Raw genomic sequence first — 17,930 nt, 5'->3', positions numbered from 1 at the left:
AGTGGTGGTCAAGCAGTAGCTATTATTCCATAATAGCTACTAGAGGAAGCGTAAATCTGAGCATGTAGTGATAAGGAATGAGCGAATTTTGCTCCGTTTTTCTTAATTAGTTTATTTGGATCAATCTTTATTATCCATGCCATTTTTTCCACGGATCTAATGATGGTAATTCCTCTAACAGTGATAATCTGGACTTGCTTCTATTACGTGGTCAAAAAGAAACCGAAAAAATTTGTAGAAGAAGCGAAAATTTACTTTCAGCAAAATATGACAAATCAATCATATCAGCTTAGCATTATGCTCGGTGCAGGAGTATTAATTTATGCGTTAAATCAAACAAATTTTGGTGATTATGTAGTGGATGGTGTTTATGCGTTGCAAGAGATGCTACCATTTATTAATATCCTATATCTTCTTCCATTTATTGTGATTTTCCTTGGGTTTATTGGAATGGGACCATTAACCGTGATGGTTTTAGTAGCAGGAATATTAGAAAATATCGCTCTACCATATCCTCCTGAGTTAATTGTATTAGCAGTCGCATCTGGTAGCGTCATCTCTATTTTAATTTCACCTCTGATAATGCCAGTAATTATTTTAAGTGCCTCGAACGGTTTAAATGGTTTTAAAAATGGGATTCGCTTTAATTTTAAATATGCAATCGTATTTTATATTATGGTACAGATTTATGTACAAACGATGATACATCTATGGTGAACAACTGCTGAATTCGTTGGCTACGAATTCAGCAGTTTTTAAAATAAAAGGCTGTAGTGTTTTAAATAATCATCGCTTTATAACTTCTTTACTTTAGTTAGTTATTAAAGAAGCCCTGTTTTTCATAAATATAAAGGAGTAAAAGCCCTTTTCAGTTCCATCATTTTACAATGATGTTTATATAGTAACTACCACTAATATTCTGAATGGGGGAGAAGAGATGACGATTCGACTGCTCGTTATGTTTCTTTTCGGTTTACTTGTAATATCCATTCCGTGTTATGTAGCAGCACAAGCAAAAGGTATAGCTAGTCCACGACTTGTAGGCAAGGGTGACGACATAACGGTATTTGGGAAAGGAAATAACGGTAACGATGAAACACCAGGAGAATGGTTTGTTGGGGAGACACCTGAACATCCACAAGAGGGAGCACCTGTCTTATTATTTGTCCCAGGATTAAACAATGTGGCTCAGATCTTTTGGGAAGACAATGGTTTGTATGAGGCAGCCTATGAGGCAGGCTATCATACGGCATTTGTTCAGCTATACGATGCTGGTGGGGCTTCGGCTGATATGTGGGATAACGGAAGACTACTTGCTGACAAAATTGAAGAAATAGCCGCGCATTTTAATGGCCAGCCAATTACATTAGTTGCCTATAGTAAAGGAGGAGTTGATGCTCAGGCTGCAGTAACATATTATGATGCATGGCAATATGTAGATAATATTATTACGCTTTCTAGTCCACATCATGGCTCACAGCTAGCAGATTTGGCAAATAGCTCCTGGGCTGGTTGGCTGGCAGATTTACTCGGTATGCAAGGGGAAGGCACTACTGCAGTGGAGACAGGATATATGGAGCATTTTCGCTCCATCACTGATTCTGAACCATATGCATACTACAACGATATTTATACGCTTGGAGGAACGGATTGGGGGTCCATATTCTCTGCTACTTGGTATGGTGGCGTCTATCTCTCTAGTTATGGAGATAATGATGGTGTAGTAACAGCTGTTAGTAGTAATTTACCGGGTGGTCAAGAAATTGCTATAGGAGACTGGAATCATACTTCAGTTCGCAGTGAAGTCATATTTCCTGTCTTTGAGAGCTTCATAGCGGATGAATCGGTGCCTGGAAGAAGCTTCTCACCAAGCTCCTATAGAATGCCATTACCCACCTCAGACCATTTAGTACGTGGTAATTCGCTAGTTCAAAATAAGAGCGATCAGCTTTCTCTACCGATTGAAGATGGTGTAGACGAGATAACAGTGCAAGTTTATGCGGCTCATGAATTAAATCAGCTTGCATTAATAGATCCATCGGGCAAATCGTATATAGCTACGCAAGCAACAACTCAAGAATCCGGAGGGATATTTACAGGAGCTACTGCATATACAATTCCAGTAAAAAATCCTGTCTCTGGAGAATGGATGGTTGAACTAGGGAGTAAACAGGATAGTGCCTATTTGCTTGTTGCCAATTATGATACTCCAAGGAAGTGGAATCTAGTATCGAATATGAATAAAAATAGTAAAAATAAATCATTTTATTATCAATTAAAGACTGATGATTCCTTCATTCAAGAAGATAGCTTAAAAGCCAGCTATAAAATAGTGGAGTCTGGAACGATGAACGAAGTAAAGTCATTTTCAACGAAAGGAAATGTAGATATGTCTACAAATCTAACATTTCCAAAGAAAAATCAAGCTTATAATATTACCGTAGACATTAGTGGAAAAACAAAGAAAGGTTCTACTTTCGAACGAACCATTATCGATTCTGTATATATTGAGGATTGATGCAAGGAGGCTGGGAGAGACGAATTTTATCCAGATCCTAACCCGAACGGTTTCATTACTTAAAATAGGTTCTATCGTCGCACCATTAAAATACTATGATTTCCGCGGGCGAGGTTTTGTCTCTAGTAAAGCATACTGACTCCTGGGGCTTCACAAAATTTTCTTCTCCCATAGCCTTTTCTATACCAGTCCCTATAAATTGTTTATTTAAGAGGTGTATCTTTCTCGGTTTTCTGTAATATTTTTCGAGTTAAGCTAATGAATTAGTTGAAGATGAATGTTACTAGTCGTTCTAATAATAATTTGTTGTAGCTATGAATAATATGGTAGCAAGCATAAAAAGGAGATGAAACTTTGCATAAACTATTACTATTGCTTTTTATACTTGCTATTGCTGTTGCGGGCACCATATATTTTGTTGTTGCATCATCACCAGAGCATCAAGCAGAGGAGGCTGCCGAGGAATTTTACGCCTATGAGCAAAGAGGAGCTTTTTCTGAGTCCTGGGAAATGTTGCATCCAATGATGAAAGAAAAATTTCCAAAAGGAACGTATATTCAGGATCGATCAGATGTCATTATGAATTATTTTGGAGTACTCCATTTCACATATAGCTTTGGAGATATCGAGGAAATGAAGAATTGGCTTCCTACAGTAGAGGGAGAACCAATTCCGATCGTTTATCGAATCACCGTCTCTCAACATTTTAACGGGAAATACGGTAATTCTACCTTAATACAGGATGTTTATATGGCAGAGGTTGATGGAGAATGGAAGTTGCTATGGGATTATCAAAATATGGATAGTTAATGCATGGAAATGGAGAATAGTCCTGTATATATACTGCTCACTAGAAATCACACATTTCATAAAAGGTCGCGCAGCTCTGCCGTTGAGCTTGCGCGATTCCACTAATCTACATGATAAAGCCAAATCTTCCATGCAGCATTAGGGTGTTCGAATGTCTTCTCTAGTGTGAGATGAAGTTCCTCTGCATTATTAATAGGTACAGCTGCTAAGATATACTCTCCTCCCAGATCTTTCAATGCCTTCGTATTTATATCCAGATCTTCAATTGGGTCATTCCGATTTTTGGTATAGAGATAATTTTCACCGTGTTCAGCTACATACATATATAATCTACCGCCCCACGTATCAAAATAATTCTCTAACAATGGATTTTTTTCAAGTTCGTCCGCAATAATTCTCCTAAACGCTTGTTTATAACCCAAAGGAAAACTGTTATTGTATGTATCCAGCGTATAAAACCCATTGTACTGTGCGATAGTTGGATGCATTCCAATACTTACCACTCGGTAATCTTCGAGATTCTTACCAATATATAACTGAATTTCAGTAAACAATTCTTCAGAATAAAATTCTTTAAATGTCGGTGTGCCAATAGAATTATATTTACTTTCCTCATTTAATGGAAATAAAACCAGCCCGCATTGAGCAATAATTAAAAAAACAGCAATGAATCTACCAAAGCGAAGGTGTTTCCAAATAATTGCCAATGCTAAAGCAAAGCAGATGTACCAAATAGCTGGATCGAAAAAGTGAATCCGGGCAAAATTGAAGGTGTTGGCAATCATAAAATTATCCTTCACTACACGCCATCCCTCCCAATACCAAAATGCATACCAGATGGAAAGGGAAAAATTAATAAAAAATAATCCTAATAACCATGTTGGTTTAATAGACCGATAGCCTGCAATGATAAAGGCAAACCCAATTACCGGTATAATAATCCAGTAATGCTGTGCCATATCATGGGTATGACCATAGAGGAAATTTTCAAATGATAACTCTACACTTCGTTGCAAGGAATTATGCCCTAAATTTAATGCGTCGCGATGAGAAGTGAATCCCGAACTAAAAAACATGGACGTGATTAATAGGTAATTTTTTAGTACATAAATACTTGTCATTGCTGCAATTGCCCCAAAAAACGGCCAATGAAACTGCTTCAAGCGAATCCAATCGATAAGCCAAATTAGACCCATGATGGTTAAAAAGAAAACAAAGGTTAGCACAAAACTAGACAGAAATGGGATAAGCAATAGGGTTAGCCAATAATACCAAGGTGTTGCTTTCCCATATTTCCGAATGGATAAAAATAAGAACAAGGCTAGTGGTAATCCAGCAATCGATAGCATACCTGATGGCCAATAGGGTAATAAAGCAAACCCTAACGAGGAACCAACAGTAATGATTGGTATCTTCCTACCAAACGAAGTGAAATGCTTTAATAATAGATACATACCGAAAAAAGCCACGAACCGCATGATAGTTTGCCCAATGCTGTACGCTGTCATGGGTTCAAACATGGTATATAGCCATACCATTGCATCTAATCCAGAAGGTAGGGAACTTCTTGGTAACCCATTAATGATGTTGGGAAATATCGTATCCGTTAAGCTAAAAATTTGGCCACTTTCTGCAAGCAAGTGATACCATACGATATTGGAGTCTAAATTATCGTGTACACGAATATGTGTGTCTTCACCTAGAATGTAATACGGCATCAGGTAGGCAACGATAACTAGACAAGCAATGCCTACCAGAAGCTTATGGTTGGAAAAACAGTTGTATTTTGTTGACCACATCATTAATTGCCTCTTCTCCTATCCCATAGTAAAGCGGTAAGCGTAATAAGCGATTACTTTCCGTTGTTGTATGCGTATCCTCACCAATAAATGCACCGAATTGTTTCCCAGCATGTGCGCTATGTAAGGGAACATAATGAGTAGCTGTCACAATCTCATGTTCGTCTAAAAACTGTTGCAATTGATATCTTTCTGACTGGTTTTTCATTTTAATATAATACATATGTGCATTATGTTCACATGGATTGGGAACGGTTGGTAAATCAATCTTTCCAGCCAGCTGTAAGTTTAGTAAACCGTGATTGTATTGGTTCCAACTATGTAGACGATCGTGATGGATCTTACTAGCGTGTTCAAGCTGTACGGATAAATAGGCAGCATTAATTTCACTTAATAAATAGGATGAACCAACATCTCTCCATGTATATTTGTCGATCTCTCCACGAATAAATTGAGAACGATTCGTTCCTTTTTCCTGGATCATCTCTGCCCGTTCGCTAAGGGAAGGATCGTTAATGAGTAATGCACCGCCCTCACCACACGTATAATTCTTAGTATCATGAAAGCTAAGTGTTCCCATGTGTCCAATCGAACCAAGTGCTTTTCCTTTATATGTACTCATTAAGCCTTGTGCGGCATCTTCAATAACCCATAAATTATGGCTGTTTGCTAACGTTAATATTTCATCCATATCACAGCTTACACCAGCATAGTGAACGACCACAATGGCTTTGGTCTGATCGGTAATCGCCCGTGCCACTTCCTTTGGATCAATATTCATGGTGCCTGGATCAATATCAACAAATCGAATCGAAGCACCCCGTAATGCATAGGCATTGGCAGTAGAAACAAATGTATAAGAAGGCATAATAACTTCATCATCTGGTTGAACATTCAATAATAAAGCGGTCATCTCTAATGCTGCGGTACAGGAAGGGGTCAGTAATGCTTTATCACAAGTTAACTGGTTCTCTAACCAGTTCGTACATTTTTTTCCAAATGAACCATTACCCGAAATTTTGTTGGACGTGATAGCTTGTTGGATAGCGGTCATCTCTGAACCAATCACACAAGGTTTATTAAACGGAATCATAGAATCACCTCATTATAATAATACCTGCAATCACAAGGGAAAATCCGACTATTTTTGGAGGAGATACTGGTTCCCCAAATAGTACAGCAGAAAGTATAAATACAAGTACAAAAGAAAGACTCATAAAAGGATATGCATAGCTAATATCAAACTTAGTCATCGCTACCATCCAGCATAGCGCTGCTAGAAAAGCAGAAAACAAGCCAGATAGAATCCATGGATTTAGTAATAACTGTAGTAGGAAATTGATTTTCCCCATAAATGCATTTGGTAAACTTCCATATTGATCAATTTTCCATTTTAGAATTAATTGGCCATAAACTGTGAACCCAATGGTCCCAAGAATATACAGATATCCCATTGTTACACCCCAACTGGTAAAGAGCCATTTAATTTATGATAGACATCTACAGCACCATTTAATCGGAAGCCTAATGAAATAAAAACATTTAATGATGCCGGATTCGAAGGAGAAATCGATGTTCTGACTTCCTCATAATTGCCAATACGAAACAATTCATCAACACAATGGCTGGTAAACGATTTTGCAAGACCTCTCCCGCGATAGGATTTATCCATCGCTAGTAGAAGGACTTTATTAGAATCATAAGCAAAGAAGCCAGCTAAATGATTTCCGTAGATTAGCGCAACAATTTTATCTGCTTGAATTAAATCATTTACCCAGTTTTTATAGCGATGATCAGCCATGAAATTAGGAATATTAAAGTCACGATGAAATCGTCCATTTGTAAAGACTTCACCAGCGATTTCTAAAATATGTGCTTTATCATAATCTCTAGAAAGCTCCATACCATCTTGTTTGAATAATTTCAATTTGCTTTTTTGGCATACTGGTTCTATTAACGTATCTGTATAATAAAAGCCGTATTTATACAACTTCTCTGTATTGATAGTTGGATCAATCTTTAGAGTGAAATGTCCTTCTATTTGATTCGTTTCCTGTAAGGCTTCCTCTGAAGCGCTGGTGAGCTCATACGTATTAATATGAAAATTCCGTTTATCCCAAGGGGTTGGTTTTAAGTATGTGTCCATGCTATCAGCTCCGTTTGTTCGTTTTATATTCTTTACTGTCTGTTGTTTCTCTTATCAAATAAAGCGGCCGATCTTTTGTTTCATTAAATACCTTTCCGATATATAATCCTAGAATTCCAAAATTAAAGAAAATCAATCCACCAATGAAATAGATAGAAACCATGACACTTGTCCAACCTTGTACAGGTTCAGCAAGGAAAAAATATCTACCAAATAAGTACATACCGTAAATAAAGGATACAGAAGAAATAAGAAATCCGAATTGAATGGATAGCCTCAATGGCTTATTAGATTGGGAAATAATCGCATCCGTTGCTAACGTAATTAATTTCTTTAGATTATAGGAAGATTTCCCTTCTTTTCGTGCGTCATGTTCAATTGGAATAGAGGTACTTTCATATCCCATCCACTGCAAAAACAAGGGAAAAAAACGATTTTGTTCTCGCATTTGTCGATAGCCTACTACTACTTTTTGAGATACGATACTGTAATTGGCAATTGTATAATCAGATGTCCCACCAGAAAAATAATCATAGATGCGGTAGAAAAATTGTGATGACTTCTTCTTCAACCAATTATCTCTGCGTTCCATACGTTTTCCGAAAACCACCTCATAACCTTCTTGACTCTTTTCATACAATTTTTTTATTTCTTCTGGTCGATCTTGTAAATCACAATCCATGACGACAACCCAGTCTCCGTTTGTGTAATCAAGTCCTGCCGTTATTGCATGGTGTTGTCCAAAATTTCGAGCTAAGTTCAATCCTCTAATTTGTTTATCTTTATTATTCAAATCTTTAATGGTCTGCCAAGCATTATCCGGACTAGCATCATTAACTAGAATGATTTCGTATTGGGCTGGAATCTCTTCTATCGTAGTTTTGATTCGACTGCATAATTCACGGAGGCATTGTGTACAGCCGTAGACCGGAATAACTACAGAAATTAATGGACTTTGCTTTTCGCCCATTGCCTTATATACCATTTTATAGTCTTCTGAAGGCCGGTATGAAAGTCCTCTACCGGTTTCCAGCCCAATTCTGTTCGTATTTTTTGATCGTCAACGGCATAACGTTGATCATGTCCAGGGCGATCTTTTGTATACGTGATAAGCTCCCCATGCGAAGAAAGGCCATTTTCCCTTTTAGACTCAGGAGTTAGCTCATCTAAAATGTGACAAACCTTCTTAGCAATTGCTATGTTTGTCTGTTCATTGGAACCACCAATATTATATTTTTCCAAAGATTTCCCATGATGAAAAACAAGATCGAGTGCACCACAGTGGTCTGACACATATAACCAATCACGAATATTAGATCCGTCACCATAAATAGGAATTGCTTCCCCTTTTAGTGCTTTTCGAATAATGGTTGGAATTAATTTTTCATCATGCTGTTTTGGACCGTAATTATTTGAACTACTCGTCACCACTACATCCATTCCGTACGTGTATCCAAAGCTTTTAACGAGCATATTTGCCCCAGCTTTTGATGCACTATAGGGATTTCGAGGATTATAAGGTGTTGTCTCCGTAAATTTCCCTTTTTCACCTAATGAACCGTAAACTTCATCTGTAGAGATATGATGGAATCGTCTGTGTTGTAATTGCCGCTTTCTTTGCCAATCATTTTTGGCAATTTGTAGTAACACCATGGTTCCAAGCACATTTGTTTGAATAAAATGGTTAGCATCTTCAATAGATCTATCTACATGTGATTCAGCTGCAAAATGAATAACACCACCGATATCATAGCGATTGAATATAGTTGTAACAAGTTGTTCATCCGTAATATCTCCATGAATAAAATGGTAGTTAGGTGAATCACTTACCTCGGTTAAATGTAATAGATTACCTGCATACGTCAGTTTATCGAGATTGATAATAGTATAGTCTGGGTGTTTTTTCATGAAATATGGAATGAAATTAGCACCGATAAACCCTGCGCCGCCAGTAATTAAGATAGTAGATTTATTTGTTTTCATTATTCAACCAGCCCTAGCATTGGATTACGATCAATAGTATCCCAATATTGTTGTGTGTGTTTACGGTCAGCGATTTCTAATAGATAGGCTCCATAATCGTTTTTTTTCATCGCTTTTCCTTTTTTATATAATTGCTCCCTAGAAATATACCCTAGGTAATAGGCGATTTCCTCGAGACAAGCTAACTTAAACCCTTGACGTTGTTGAGTAATTTTAACAAATTCCGATGCGTCAAACAGTGATTCATGGGTTCCAGCATCCATCCAAGCAAATCCTCTGCCAAGCAGTTCTACATCTAGCTGCCCTCGTCTTAAATATGCTTTATTTAAATCTGTGATTTCGAGTTCTCCTCTTGCTGATGGTTTTAATGTATTTGCTAGTTTCACAGCTTGATTGTCGTATATATAAAGTCCAGTCACGGCAAAGTCAGATCTTGGCTCCTCCGGTTTTTCTTCGAGTGATATTGCCTTTTGTCGATGGTCAAATTCTACGACACCGAAACGACCTGGGTCCTTTACACGGTAACCAAAAATAGTTGCATGCTTATGATTTCTAAGCGCATGGCGAAGTAGTGTTGTAAACCCTTGTCCGTAGAATATATTATCTCCTAGAATTAACGTGACAGCGTCATTCTTTAAAAAATGCTTAGAAAGTGTTAAAGCTTCTGGAATGCCATTAGGTTGTTTTTGTTCACTATACTTCAAGGTAATACCTAGTGATGAACCATCTCCGAGCAGTTCTTCAAATCTTGGCTTAGCTTCGGGTGTACTAATAATCATGATTTCCTTAATACCCCCAAGCATGAGAACAGATAATGGATAGTAGATCATTGGCTTGTCATAGACTGCTAGCAAGTGCTTATTGATACTGTCTGTGCTAGGAGAAAGTCTTGAACCACTTCCCCCAGCTAAAATGATTCCCTTCATGTACGACACCCCTTATCTCGATATCAATGCATCCATATTTTAACAATAGTATCTTATATAGTATTACCTCAAATGTCTTCATTCTAATCTTACATTTTTATTTCAAAAGTATGTCAAAGATAAAAAAGGGGGAATGAAGGAGTTGAAGAAGTAGAGAAATAAGTATATCTTTTGATAATTAGCTAGAATTTAAGTTTTTATTTCGAACAACAAACTAGTATCACATATCTACAAGTGAAAGCTAAATTGTTTTAAATGGTTCATTTTCTATACGTAGTAGTCTGTTATGAAGTCGTTGAAAACTAGAAAAGATTGCCTCACATCTAGCCTAGAAGGTCAAGAGAGGGGCAATCTTTTCATGTATCTCGTAAATTGCTATAAGCGTGGCATAGAAATAGTTTATCTAAAAATAGAAAAACAGAAGCTCTGAAAGAATCGTAAAATAAACATGTTCTTTGCTAGTGTACGAATGACTTTTAAAATAATTATAGGTTGTTTCTAAATTCGCTTATACTTTTTGATGCTAATTGTATAATGGTCATATCATCCATTGGTGGATTATGCAATCCAGCACGAACATCTCTATAGTATCGTTGAAGTGGGTTACTGCTAGATAGGCTACGCGCTCCGTTAATTCGCATCGCTAAATCAACTACTTCAATGGCTTTATTAACAACGGATAGTTTTACTGCGCCTAACAGAGGTTTCATTTCTGAGCGCTGATCTATCGTAGCATGGTCCCATTTTTCTGATACACCATAGAGAAAGTATTCGCTTTCCATTAATAGAAGTTCCATTTCTCCTAGTTTTTGCTGTACGTTTGGTAAGTCGGAGATGGTCCCCTTAATGCTATTTGGAGAGTAGCTAGAAGCAAATTGTAGGGCAGTTTCCTGGGCTGCTCTAGCAATACCTAAATAACATGCAGGAATATGGAGCAGCCAACCAGCTGCTGGTTTTTTCTCTGATGAAAGCTCCTCGACAAAATCGCTGTCGTCCAATTTCACTTGATCTAAAACTAGGTCGTGACTTCCTGTACCTTTCATCGCAATAGAGTCCCAAGTCTCATCAATAGATACACCGTCACGTTCGCGTTCTACTAAAAAATTCCCTGTCTTATCCGTTCCCTTTATAGAAGCACTTACTATAAAATATGAAAGCACTGGTGCTAATGTTGTAAATGTTTTTCTTCCATTAACAAGCCAGCCGTCATTGGTTCGTTCTGCTGTAGTTTCTGGTCGCCCACCCCTAGTAGGACTACCAGTGGCTCGTTCAGACGCTGCATTATTTAATAATGCACTATTTGTCAATACATCTTTCATAACGGATTCATACTTTTGAGGTTCCCAAGCGTCTGTTTCTCCTAAATGCTTCGTAATTCCCATATGCCAACCTATTCCTAAAGCCGTTGAGCCATCCATTTTAGCAATGATTTCTTGCATCTTGAGCATTTCAGTTAGTGAAATGCCTAATCCTCCATACTTTTTTGGAATGGTTAGTGAAGGGTAGCCAATTTCTTTTAAATCGCGGAAGTTTTCGAAAGGAAATACATCATCCTTATCCAGTTGGTATGCACGCTCAGCAAACACGCTTACCTTATCTTGTAAGATTGCTACCCTTTCCTCTGCCGTTTTAAAATCTGCAAGCTTCATTATAATGCCTCCTCATGTTTTCTTGCCTGGAACTGCCTTTACATTGTACAGTTCCGTTAAAATTCATGGGCTATTTTCACTTATTAGCATTCAATGGTTGATTTTTGTGCTTATCTTTATTATTCCATTAATCAAAACATCCTGTAAAGCAATCAGAATAGTAAGGATTTAGAAAGGAAGCTTCCATTTACTATTAGATATAAACGAAAATAAAGAAAGGTAATATTATTTAAATTTTTAAATAATATATATCATAGTCAACTATTACAATTACGTTACATTTCCATAACAGCAAAAAGGGGGCAATATCATTGATGAAAAATAATAAAACACTACTAGAAATAAAAAATTTACATACTGGTTTTTCAATTAATGGACAAATATATCATGCTGTTGATGATGTGAGCTTTGAGATTCAAGAGAAGGAAGTTATTTGTGTTGTTGGTGAATCTGGCTGTGGAAAGAGTGTGATGTCCTTATCCATTATGCAATTACTTCCGCAAGAAAATGCAAAAATTACAAAAGGAGAAATAAGGTTTAATGGGATGCCATTAACAAATAAAACGGATAAAGAGATGAATAACGTCCGCGGAAAAGAAATAAGTATGATCTTCCAAGAGCCTATGACAGCGCTTAATCCGGTTTTTACAATTGGTTCACAAATACAAGAGGTACTACATAATCACTTAGATATCTCTAAACAAGCAGCACGTAAAAAATCGATTGCATTGATGAAGCAGGTTGGAATTTCTAGACCAGAGAAGGTAGTAGATGAATATCCCCATCAATTATCTGGGGGAATGAGACAGCGTGTGATGATAGCGATCGCCATTGCTTTAAATCCGAAATTATTGATAGCTGATGAACCTACAACTGCGCTAGATGTAACTGTTCAAGCACAAATATTAGAATTGCTTACATCCATTCAGCAAGAAGCGAATACAGCAATTATGTTAATTACACATGATTTAGGAGTTGTAGCTGAGATGGCAGATAGCGTAATGGTTATGTATGCAGGGCAGATTGTAGAAACGAGTACTACAGTAGAATTATTTTCTAGCCCAAAACACCCTTATACAGAAGCCTTATTACATAGCATTCCTAAAATGGAAGAAGATGTTGAACGTCTCCATACAATTGGAGGAATAGTGCCTTCGTTAACGAGTATGCCGCAAGTCGGCTGTCGATTTCGTGACAGATGTCCAAAGGCTTTTGCGGATTGTAGGTCTATAACACCAAAGCTCGCTCCTGTAGGTGATGGTCATTTGGCCAGATGTCTCCTTTATCATTCATGCTATCCAAAGCAGCATAGAACAGCAGAGGAGGGAGTTGAAAAATGAAGGAGCTAAAAAAAATAGAAGAGGACTATGAACTACTGCGAGTCAAGAATCTAAAAAAATATTATCCAATTCATGGAGGATTCTTTAAACGGAAGATTGGTGATGTAAAAGCGGTTGACAGAATCTCCTTAACATTAAAGAAAGGCGAGACTTTTGGGCTTGTAGGTGAATCAGGCTGCGGAAAATCAACTGCTGGTAGGACCATACTACGTTTGACAAATGTAACAGACGGCGAAATTATTTTTGATAACCAAGATATTACAAGGTTAAGAGGTAGAAAGCTTAGAGAAGTTCGTCGGCATTTTCAAATGGTTTTTCAGGACCCTTATGCATCCCTAAATCCCAAAATGATGGTTGGTCATATTGTTGATGAGCCAATACGGAACTATAGTTCGAACAATCACCGTGACATACGGCCAAAAGTGAAACAACTTTTAAATAAGGTTGGCCTTCGGGAAGAAGATTATTATAAATATCCCCATGAGTTTTCTGGAGGCCAAAGACAGCGAATAGGTATTGCTAGAGCATTGGCTTTAAATCCAAAATTAATTGTAGCAGATGAACCAGTCAGTGCATTGGACGTTTCCATTCAATCACAGGTTTTAAATTTATTAAAGGATATCCAAGAAGAATTTGATCTAACTTATCTTTTTATTGCGCATGATCTAAGTGTTGTGAAACATATGAGTGATCGAATCGGTGTTATGTATTTAGGGAATTTAGTAGAAGTAGCTACAAAACAAGACATGTATAAAAATCCAATGCATCCCTATACACAAGCGTTAACGTCAGCTATACCTAATCCGAATCCACTTCGTAGAAAGGAGCGAATTATCTTAAAAGGAGATGTACCTAGCCCCCAACATCCGCCAAGTGGTTGTGTTTTCCATACACGTTGTCCAATGGCGATGGAGGCCTGCAAAAAGGTAGTTCCTGAATTGAAGGAGGTGAGGCCGAATCATCAGGTCGCATGTCTTTTATATGATAGATAGACTTTCTTATTTTAGGGGGGAGCTAATTTGAAGAAATATTGGTTTTCATTCATGTTATTGCTTATGTTAACAATGTTATTAGTGGCTTGTTCAGAAGAGGAGGGCGATAAGGAAAAGGAAAATAATGAGACGCAATCGGAGGAAGGGGATAAGGAAGAAGCTACAGGTCCAGTTGATGGTGGGACATTAGTTTATGCACTTGATTCGGCTCCTGAGGGATTATTCAACATTAATTTCTATGGAATAGCAGTTGATGCCGAGGTGATCGATTTTTTAGATGATGGATTAATTACGTATGATGAGGAACTAAAACCACAACCAAATGTGGCGGATTGGAAAACAGAAGATAATCAGCATTATACATTTACCTTCCAAAAAGGGGTGAAATGGCATAACGGCGAAGAATTAACTGTACATGATTGGGTTTTTGCGATAGAAACACTAGCACACCCTGATTATGATGGACCACGATATACTAATGTCCAAACCATAAAGGGTGTACCAGAATTTAAAGCCGGAGAAGCTGATGAAATCGAGGGAATACATGTAGTCAATGATTATGAAATCGAGATTACATTTGATAAAGCTCGTGTTAATAACCTAGAAAACTTGTGGACATATCCTCTCTCTAGAAAGGAATTTGAGGGTATTCCAGTAGCCGAAATGTCGGAATCTCCGCAAGTGCGTCAAAAACCTATCGGAATTGGACCTTTTAAAGTAAAAGAGATTATTCCTGGTGAATCTATTCAGTTTGAGGCGTTTGACGATTATTGGCAAGGGAAGCCTCATTTAGATAGTATCGTGTTAAAAGTTATTGACCCAAGCTTAGTAGTTGGCGAGCTGGAGAATAATCAATTGGATATGACAGCTTTTCACCCAAGTAATTTTGAGTCTATTCAAGCACTTGATAATACGGATGTAATAAGAGCACCAGGACTCTCTTATTACTATGTTGGGTTTCGATTAGGAACGTGGGATGGAGAAAAAAATGTCATGGATTATGAGAAGTATCATGATAAGCAGCTTCGGAAGGCGATGGCTTATGCTATTGATCGGGAGTCGTGGATTAACGAATTTTTCTTTGGTTTAGGTCAGCCTGTAAATCGACCAATTCCAACTGCTCACTGGATTTCAGCGGATGATTCTGATGTAACAGTGTACAATTATGACCCTGAAAAGGCAAAGGAATTATTAGATGAGGCAGGATATGTGGATGTAAATGACGATGGTATTCGAGAAGATCCAAATGGTGAAGAATTTAAAGTCAAGTTCAGTCATTATGCTACACAGAATCCGACGTTTGAAGCTCGTGCAAAAGCAATAACACAATATTGGAATGATGTCGGATTAGCTACAAAGTTAGAAATGCCAGAAGCGAACCTTTATTATGAGCAACTTGAAGAAGCAGATGAATCTATGGAAGTATTCTTTGGAGGATGGAGTACGGGGACAGATCCAGATCCGACAGCCTTATGGGGCAGTGACCAATTATGGAATTACCCACGTTGGGTAAATGAAAAAAATGATCAATTGCTTGCAGATGCAATTGATATCAATGTAGTGGGTCAAGATCAAGAGAAAAGAAAGCAAATCTATATGGAATGGCAAAAAAATGTAAGTGAAGAAGTTCCAATGATAACGATTGCTGAATTGGAAGAGGTAATGGCTGTTAATACAAGAGTACAAGGTGTTGAGATGGATGTATCAGGATTAAATAGTTCCCATGAATGGTGGATTAAACCTAACTAAAGGCTAGATTTTTAATCTGTAATAGATAAGGAGTATGGCACTATGTGGAAGTATTGCTTAAGAAGAATATTAGGTATGATTCCAATGTTGTTCCTTATCTCCATTGTGGTATTTACCCTGGCAAAAATGATGCCAGGGGATGCCATCTCTGGAGAAATAGATCCGCTTAATACAGATCCAGTTTATATTGAAGATATGAGAGAAAAGCTTGGGTATAATGATCCGTATCATATCCAATATGGTCGTTGGATTTCTGATTTTATTCAGGGTGACTTTGGTCGTTCAGTACGTTATAAAATGCCGGTATCAGATTTAATAGGTGAAAAATTAGAAAATACTATTTTTTTAGGAATAAGCGCATTAATTATTACGTATTTCCTATCCTTTACGATGGGGATTTTCGCTGGTAGGAAACCTTATACAATAGGTGATCATATTATTGGTGCTGCTAATTATTTTGGAATGGCAATTCCATCGTTTGTTGCCGGAGTGTTTGCTATTTATTTCTTTTCTTTTCATTTAGGTATATTTCCTTCCAATGGTTCTGTTGACATAACCTTACAAAATGGAACAGTGGAATACTGGCTTAGTAAACTACATCATGTTATTTTACCTGCACTCGTTTTAGGATTATTGAGTACTGCGAGCTATACACAATTTTTACGAAATGACATTATTGAAAATAGCCGAAAGGATTTTGTACGGACCGCGCGTGCTAAGGGAACAAGTAATAGAAAAATCTATCATGTACATATTTTGAGGAATTCTATTATTCCGCTCATCACGTTTTTAGGTTTTGATATTGTTTCCTTAGTTAGTGGTGCTATCATAACCGAAACTATTTTTACCTATCCTGGAATAGGACAACTATTTGTACAATCTGTTCAAACGAATGACTATGCGGTATTAATGGCATTAACAATGATGTTTTCATGTTTAGTTTTAGTTGGTAATTTAGTAGCAGATATTCTATATGGAGTCGTCGATCCAAGAATTCGATTAGATTAGGAGGGGGGAGTTTGTCATGATCAATTCTCCAAAGCATTTGAAATATAGTAAGAAAATGTCACCATGGGCAATGGCAAGAAAGAAATTTATGAAAAATAAACTTGCTATGGTAAGCACATGCTTCTTATTGTTTGTGATTGTTATTTCTTTTCTTGCACCTTATATAACTACTACGGATATAACTAGAGTTAATATTGGTGAAACTTCGTTACCACCCTCCTCCGATCACTGGTTAGGTACTGATAAGAGTGGAAGAGATGTATACACACGTTTACTTTACGGTGGAAGGGTTTCTTTAATGGTAGGCATATCCGTTACTTTCATTGTTATAAGTTTTGGTTCTTTAATTGGATCTATTGCAGGCTACTTCGGTGGTGTTGTTGATAATCTACTTATGCGCTTTACAGATTTTGTCCTGAATTTTCCTTTTCTAGTATTCGTTATTGTATTAAATGCAATATTATTTGGTACAGTTTCTGGCGTATGGGTGTTAATTATTGTTATTAGCCTTCTAAGCTGGGGAGGAACAGCAAGAATTGTGCGAAGTAAAATTCTTGCTGAGAAAGAAAATGAATATATTATAGCAGCTCAATCAATCGGAACTTCATCTGCAAAGGTTATCATTCGACATTTATTACCAAATGTTATTTCGGCAATCATTGTGCAAGCAACATTATTATTTGCAGGCATGATTGCCGTTGAGGCTGCCTTGAGCTACTTAAATTTTGGAGTGCCACAAACAGTTCCTAGCTGGGGGAATATGCTTTCATCAGCTAATGAACCAGATGTACTACAAGGAAAACCATGGATTTGGATCCCACCTGCACTTGCGTTAATAGTTACGATTTTATCCATTAATTTTATTGGAGAAGGATTAAAGGACGCACTAAATCCAAAGTCCACGAGGTGATTGTTTTTCTTGAGAAAAACTTATCCATAACGGAAGTTTTGTAATTGTCAATTATGAATTTGCATATAATGGCTAGGTAAATGTAAAGCATCAAGAGAGG

17 protein-coding genes are annotated in these 17,930 nt (G+C 37.3%); 8 read left to right on the top strand and 9 right to left on the bottom strand.

Features of this window, described 5'->3' with window-relative positions:
- Nucleotides 1–8: 8 nt before the first annotated feature.
- Nucleotides 9–143, bottom strand: coding sequence for a hypothetical protein (locus tag Q1A47_RS07670; RefSeq protein ID WP_299631416.1), 135 nt, complete (start codon nucleotides 141–143; stop codon nucleotides 9–11).
- A gap of 124 nt (nucleotides 144–267) precedes the next feature.
- On the opposite strand from Q1A47_RS07670, the gene Q1A47_RS07665 reads away from it, so the two are divergent.
- The 3 genes from Q1A47_RS07665 (at nucleotide 268) to Q1A47_RS07655 (ending at nucleotide 3,328) form a co-directional block, all read left to right on the top strand.
- On the top strand, nucleotides 268–717 hold the full coding sequence (locus Q1A47_RS07665; protein ID WP_299631414.1) for a hypothetical protein: 450 nt from the start codon (nucleotides 268–270) through the stop codon (nucleotides 715–717).
- A 220-nt stretch (nucleotides 718–937) separates the two neighbouring features.
- Nucleotides 938–2,518 carry a triacylglycerol lipase gene (locus Q1A47_RS07660; protein WP_026680112.1) on the top strand — a complete coding sequence of 527 codons (1,581 nt, stop codon included), beginning with the start codon at nucleotides 938–940 and terminating at the stop codon, nucleotides 2,516–2,518.
- A gap of 354 nt (nucleotides 2,519–2,872) precedes the next feature.
- The gene (locus Q1A47_RS07655) at nucleotides 2,873–3,328 is read left to right on the top strand and encodes a hypothetical protein (protein WP_026680111.1); all 456 of its coding nucleotides are present in this window, start codon (nucleotides 2,873–2,875) and stop codon (nucleotides 3,326–3,328) included.
- 101 nt (nucleotides 3,329–3,429) lie between these two features.
- On the opposite strand, the gene Q1A47_RS07650 is transcribed toward Q1A47_RS07655, so the two are convergent.
- The 8 genes from Q1A47_RS07650 to Q1A47_RS07615 form a co-directional block, all read right to left on the bottom strand.
- Nucleotides 3,430–5,130, bottom strand: coding sequence for a DUF6044 family protein (locus Q1A47_RS07650; RefSeq protein ID WP_309299795.1), 1,701 nt, complete (start codon nucleotides 5,128–5,130; stop codon nucleotides 3,430–3,432).
- Nucleotides 5,090–6,220, bottom strand: coding sequence for a dTDP-4-amino-4,6-dideoxygalactose transaminase (gene rffA / locus Q1A47_RS07645; RefSeq protein WP_121605756.1), 1,131 nt, complete (start codon nucleotides 6,218–6,220; stop codon nucleotides 5,090–5,092). Before rffA ends, Q1A47_RS07650 begins: the two co-directional genes overlap by 41 nt.
- Before the next feature lie 4 nt (nucleotides 6,221–6,224).
- Nucleotides 6,225–6,581 carry an EamA family transporter gene (locus Q1A47_RS07640; protein ID WP_026680108.1) on the bottom strand — a complete coding sequence of 119 codons (357 nt, stop codon included), beginning with the start codon at nucleotides 6,579–6,581 and terminating at the stop codon, nucleotides 6,225–6,227.
- Between the two features lie 2 nt (nucleotides 6,582–6,583).
- Nucleotides 6,584–7,273: a GNAT family N-acetyltransferase gene (locus tag Q1A47_RS07635; protein ID WP_026680107.1), complete on the bottom strand. Its 690-nt coding sequence runs from the start codon at nucleotides 7,271–7,273 to the stop codon at nucleotides 6,584–6,586.
- A gap of 4 nt (nucleotides 7,274–7,277) precedes the next feature.
- Nucleotides 7,278–8,258 carry a glycosyltransferase family 2 protein gene (locus Q1A47_RS07630; RefSeq protein WP_152525399.1) on the bottom strand — a complete coding sequence of 327 codons (981 nt, stop codon included), beginning with the start codon at nucleotides 8,256–8,258 and terminating at the stop codon, nucleotides 7,278–7,280.
- Nucleotides 8,219–9,256 carry a dTDP-glucose 4,6-dehydratase gene (rfbB, locus tag Q1A47_RS07625; RefSeq protein WP_026680105.1) on the bottom strand — a complete coding sequence of 346 codons (1,038 nt, stop codon included), beginning with the start codon at nucleotides 9,254–9,256 and terminating at the stop codon, nucleotides 8,219–8,221. The genes Q1A47_RS07630 and rfbB overlap by 40 nt, the downstream gene beginning before the upstream one ends.
- Nucleotides 9,256–10,182, bottom strand: a complete 927-nt coding sequence (rfbA, locus tag Q1A47_RS07620; RefSeq protein WP_121605753.1) for a glucose-1-phosphate thymidylyltransferase RfbA — start codon at nucleotides 10,180–10,182, stop codon at nucleotides 9,256–9,258. Before rfbA ends, rfbB begins: the two co-directional genes overlap by 1 nt.
- A 485-nt stretch (nucleotides 10,183–10,667) precedes the next feature.
- Complete coding sequence (locus tag Q1A47_RS07615) at nucleotides 10,668–11,831, bottom strand: acyl-CoA dehydrogenase family protein (protein ID WP_026680103.1); 1,164 nt, start codon at nucleotides 11,829–11,831, stop codon at nucleotides 10,668–10,670.
- Between the two features lie 314 nt (nucleotides 11,832–12,145).
- Here Q1A47_RS07615 and Q1A47_RS07610 point away from each other — a divergent pair, with 314 nt between their 5' ends.
- The 5 genes from Q1A47_RS07610 to opp4C are packed head-to-tail and all read left to right on the top strand — an operon-like array spanning nucleotide 12,146 to nucleotide 17,830.
- Complete coding sequence (locus tag Q1A47_RS07610; RefSeq protein WP_166530515.1) at nucleotides 12,146–13,171, top strand: ABC transporter ATP-binding protein; 1,026 nt, start codon at nucleotides 12,146–12,148, stop codon at nucleotides 13,169–13,171.
- Nucleotides 13,168–14,163 (top strand): ABC transporter ATP-binding protein, encoded by a 996-nt coding sequence (locus Q1A47_RS07605; RefSeq protein ID WP_166530516.1) that lies wholly within the window; start codon nucleotides 13,168–13,170, stop codon nucleotides 14,161–14,163. Before Q1A47_RS07610 ends, Q1A47_RS07605 begins: the two co-directional genes overlap by 4 nt.
- Before the next feature lie 27 nt (nucleotides 14,164–14,190).
- The gene (opp4A, locus tag Q1A47_RS07600; RefSeq protein ID WP_246484761.1) at nucleotides 14,191–15,912 is read left to right on the top strand and encodes an oligopeptide ABC transporter substrate-binding protein; all 1,722 of its coding nucleotides are present in this window, start codon (nucleotides 14,191–14,193) and stop codon (nucleotides 15,910–15,912) included.
- A 42-nt stretch (nucleotides 15,913–15,954) separates the two neighbouring features.
- Nucleotides 15,955–16,920 (top strand): oligopeptide ABC transporter permease, encoded by a 966-nt coding sequence (gene opp4B, locus Q1A47_RS07595; protein WP_166530517.1) that lies wholly within the window; start codon nucleotides 15,955–15,957, stop codon nucleotides 16,918–16,920.
- 16 nt (nucleotides 16,921–16,936) lie between these two features.
- On the top strand, nucleotides 16,937–17,830 hold the full coding sequence (gene opp4C, locus Q1A47_RS07590) for an oligopeptide ABC transporter permease (RefSeq protein ID WP_026680098.1): 894 nt from the start codon (nucleotides 16,937–16,939) through the stop codon (nucleotides 17,828–17,830).
- The last annotated feature ends 100 nt before the right edge of the window (nucleotides 17,831–17,930 follow it).

It is taken from the genome of uncultured Virgibacillus sp. (genome assembly GCF_947495635.1).
In the GTDB taxonomy this organism is placed as follows: Bacteria; Bacillota; Bacilli; order Bacillales; family Amphibacillaceae; genus Virgibacillus; species Virgibacillus salarius.
This window is presented reverse-complemented; position numbering and strand designations above follow the sequence as displayed.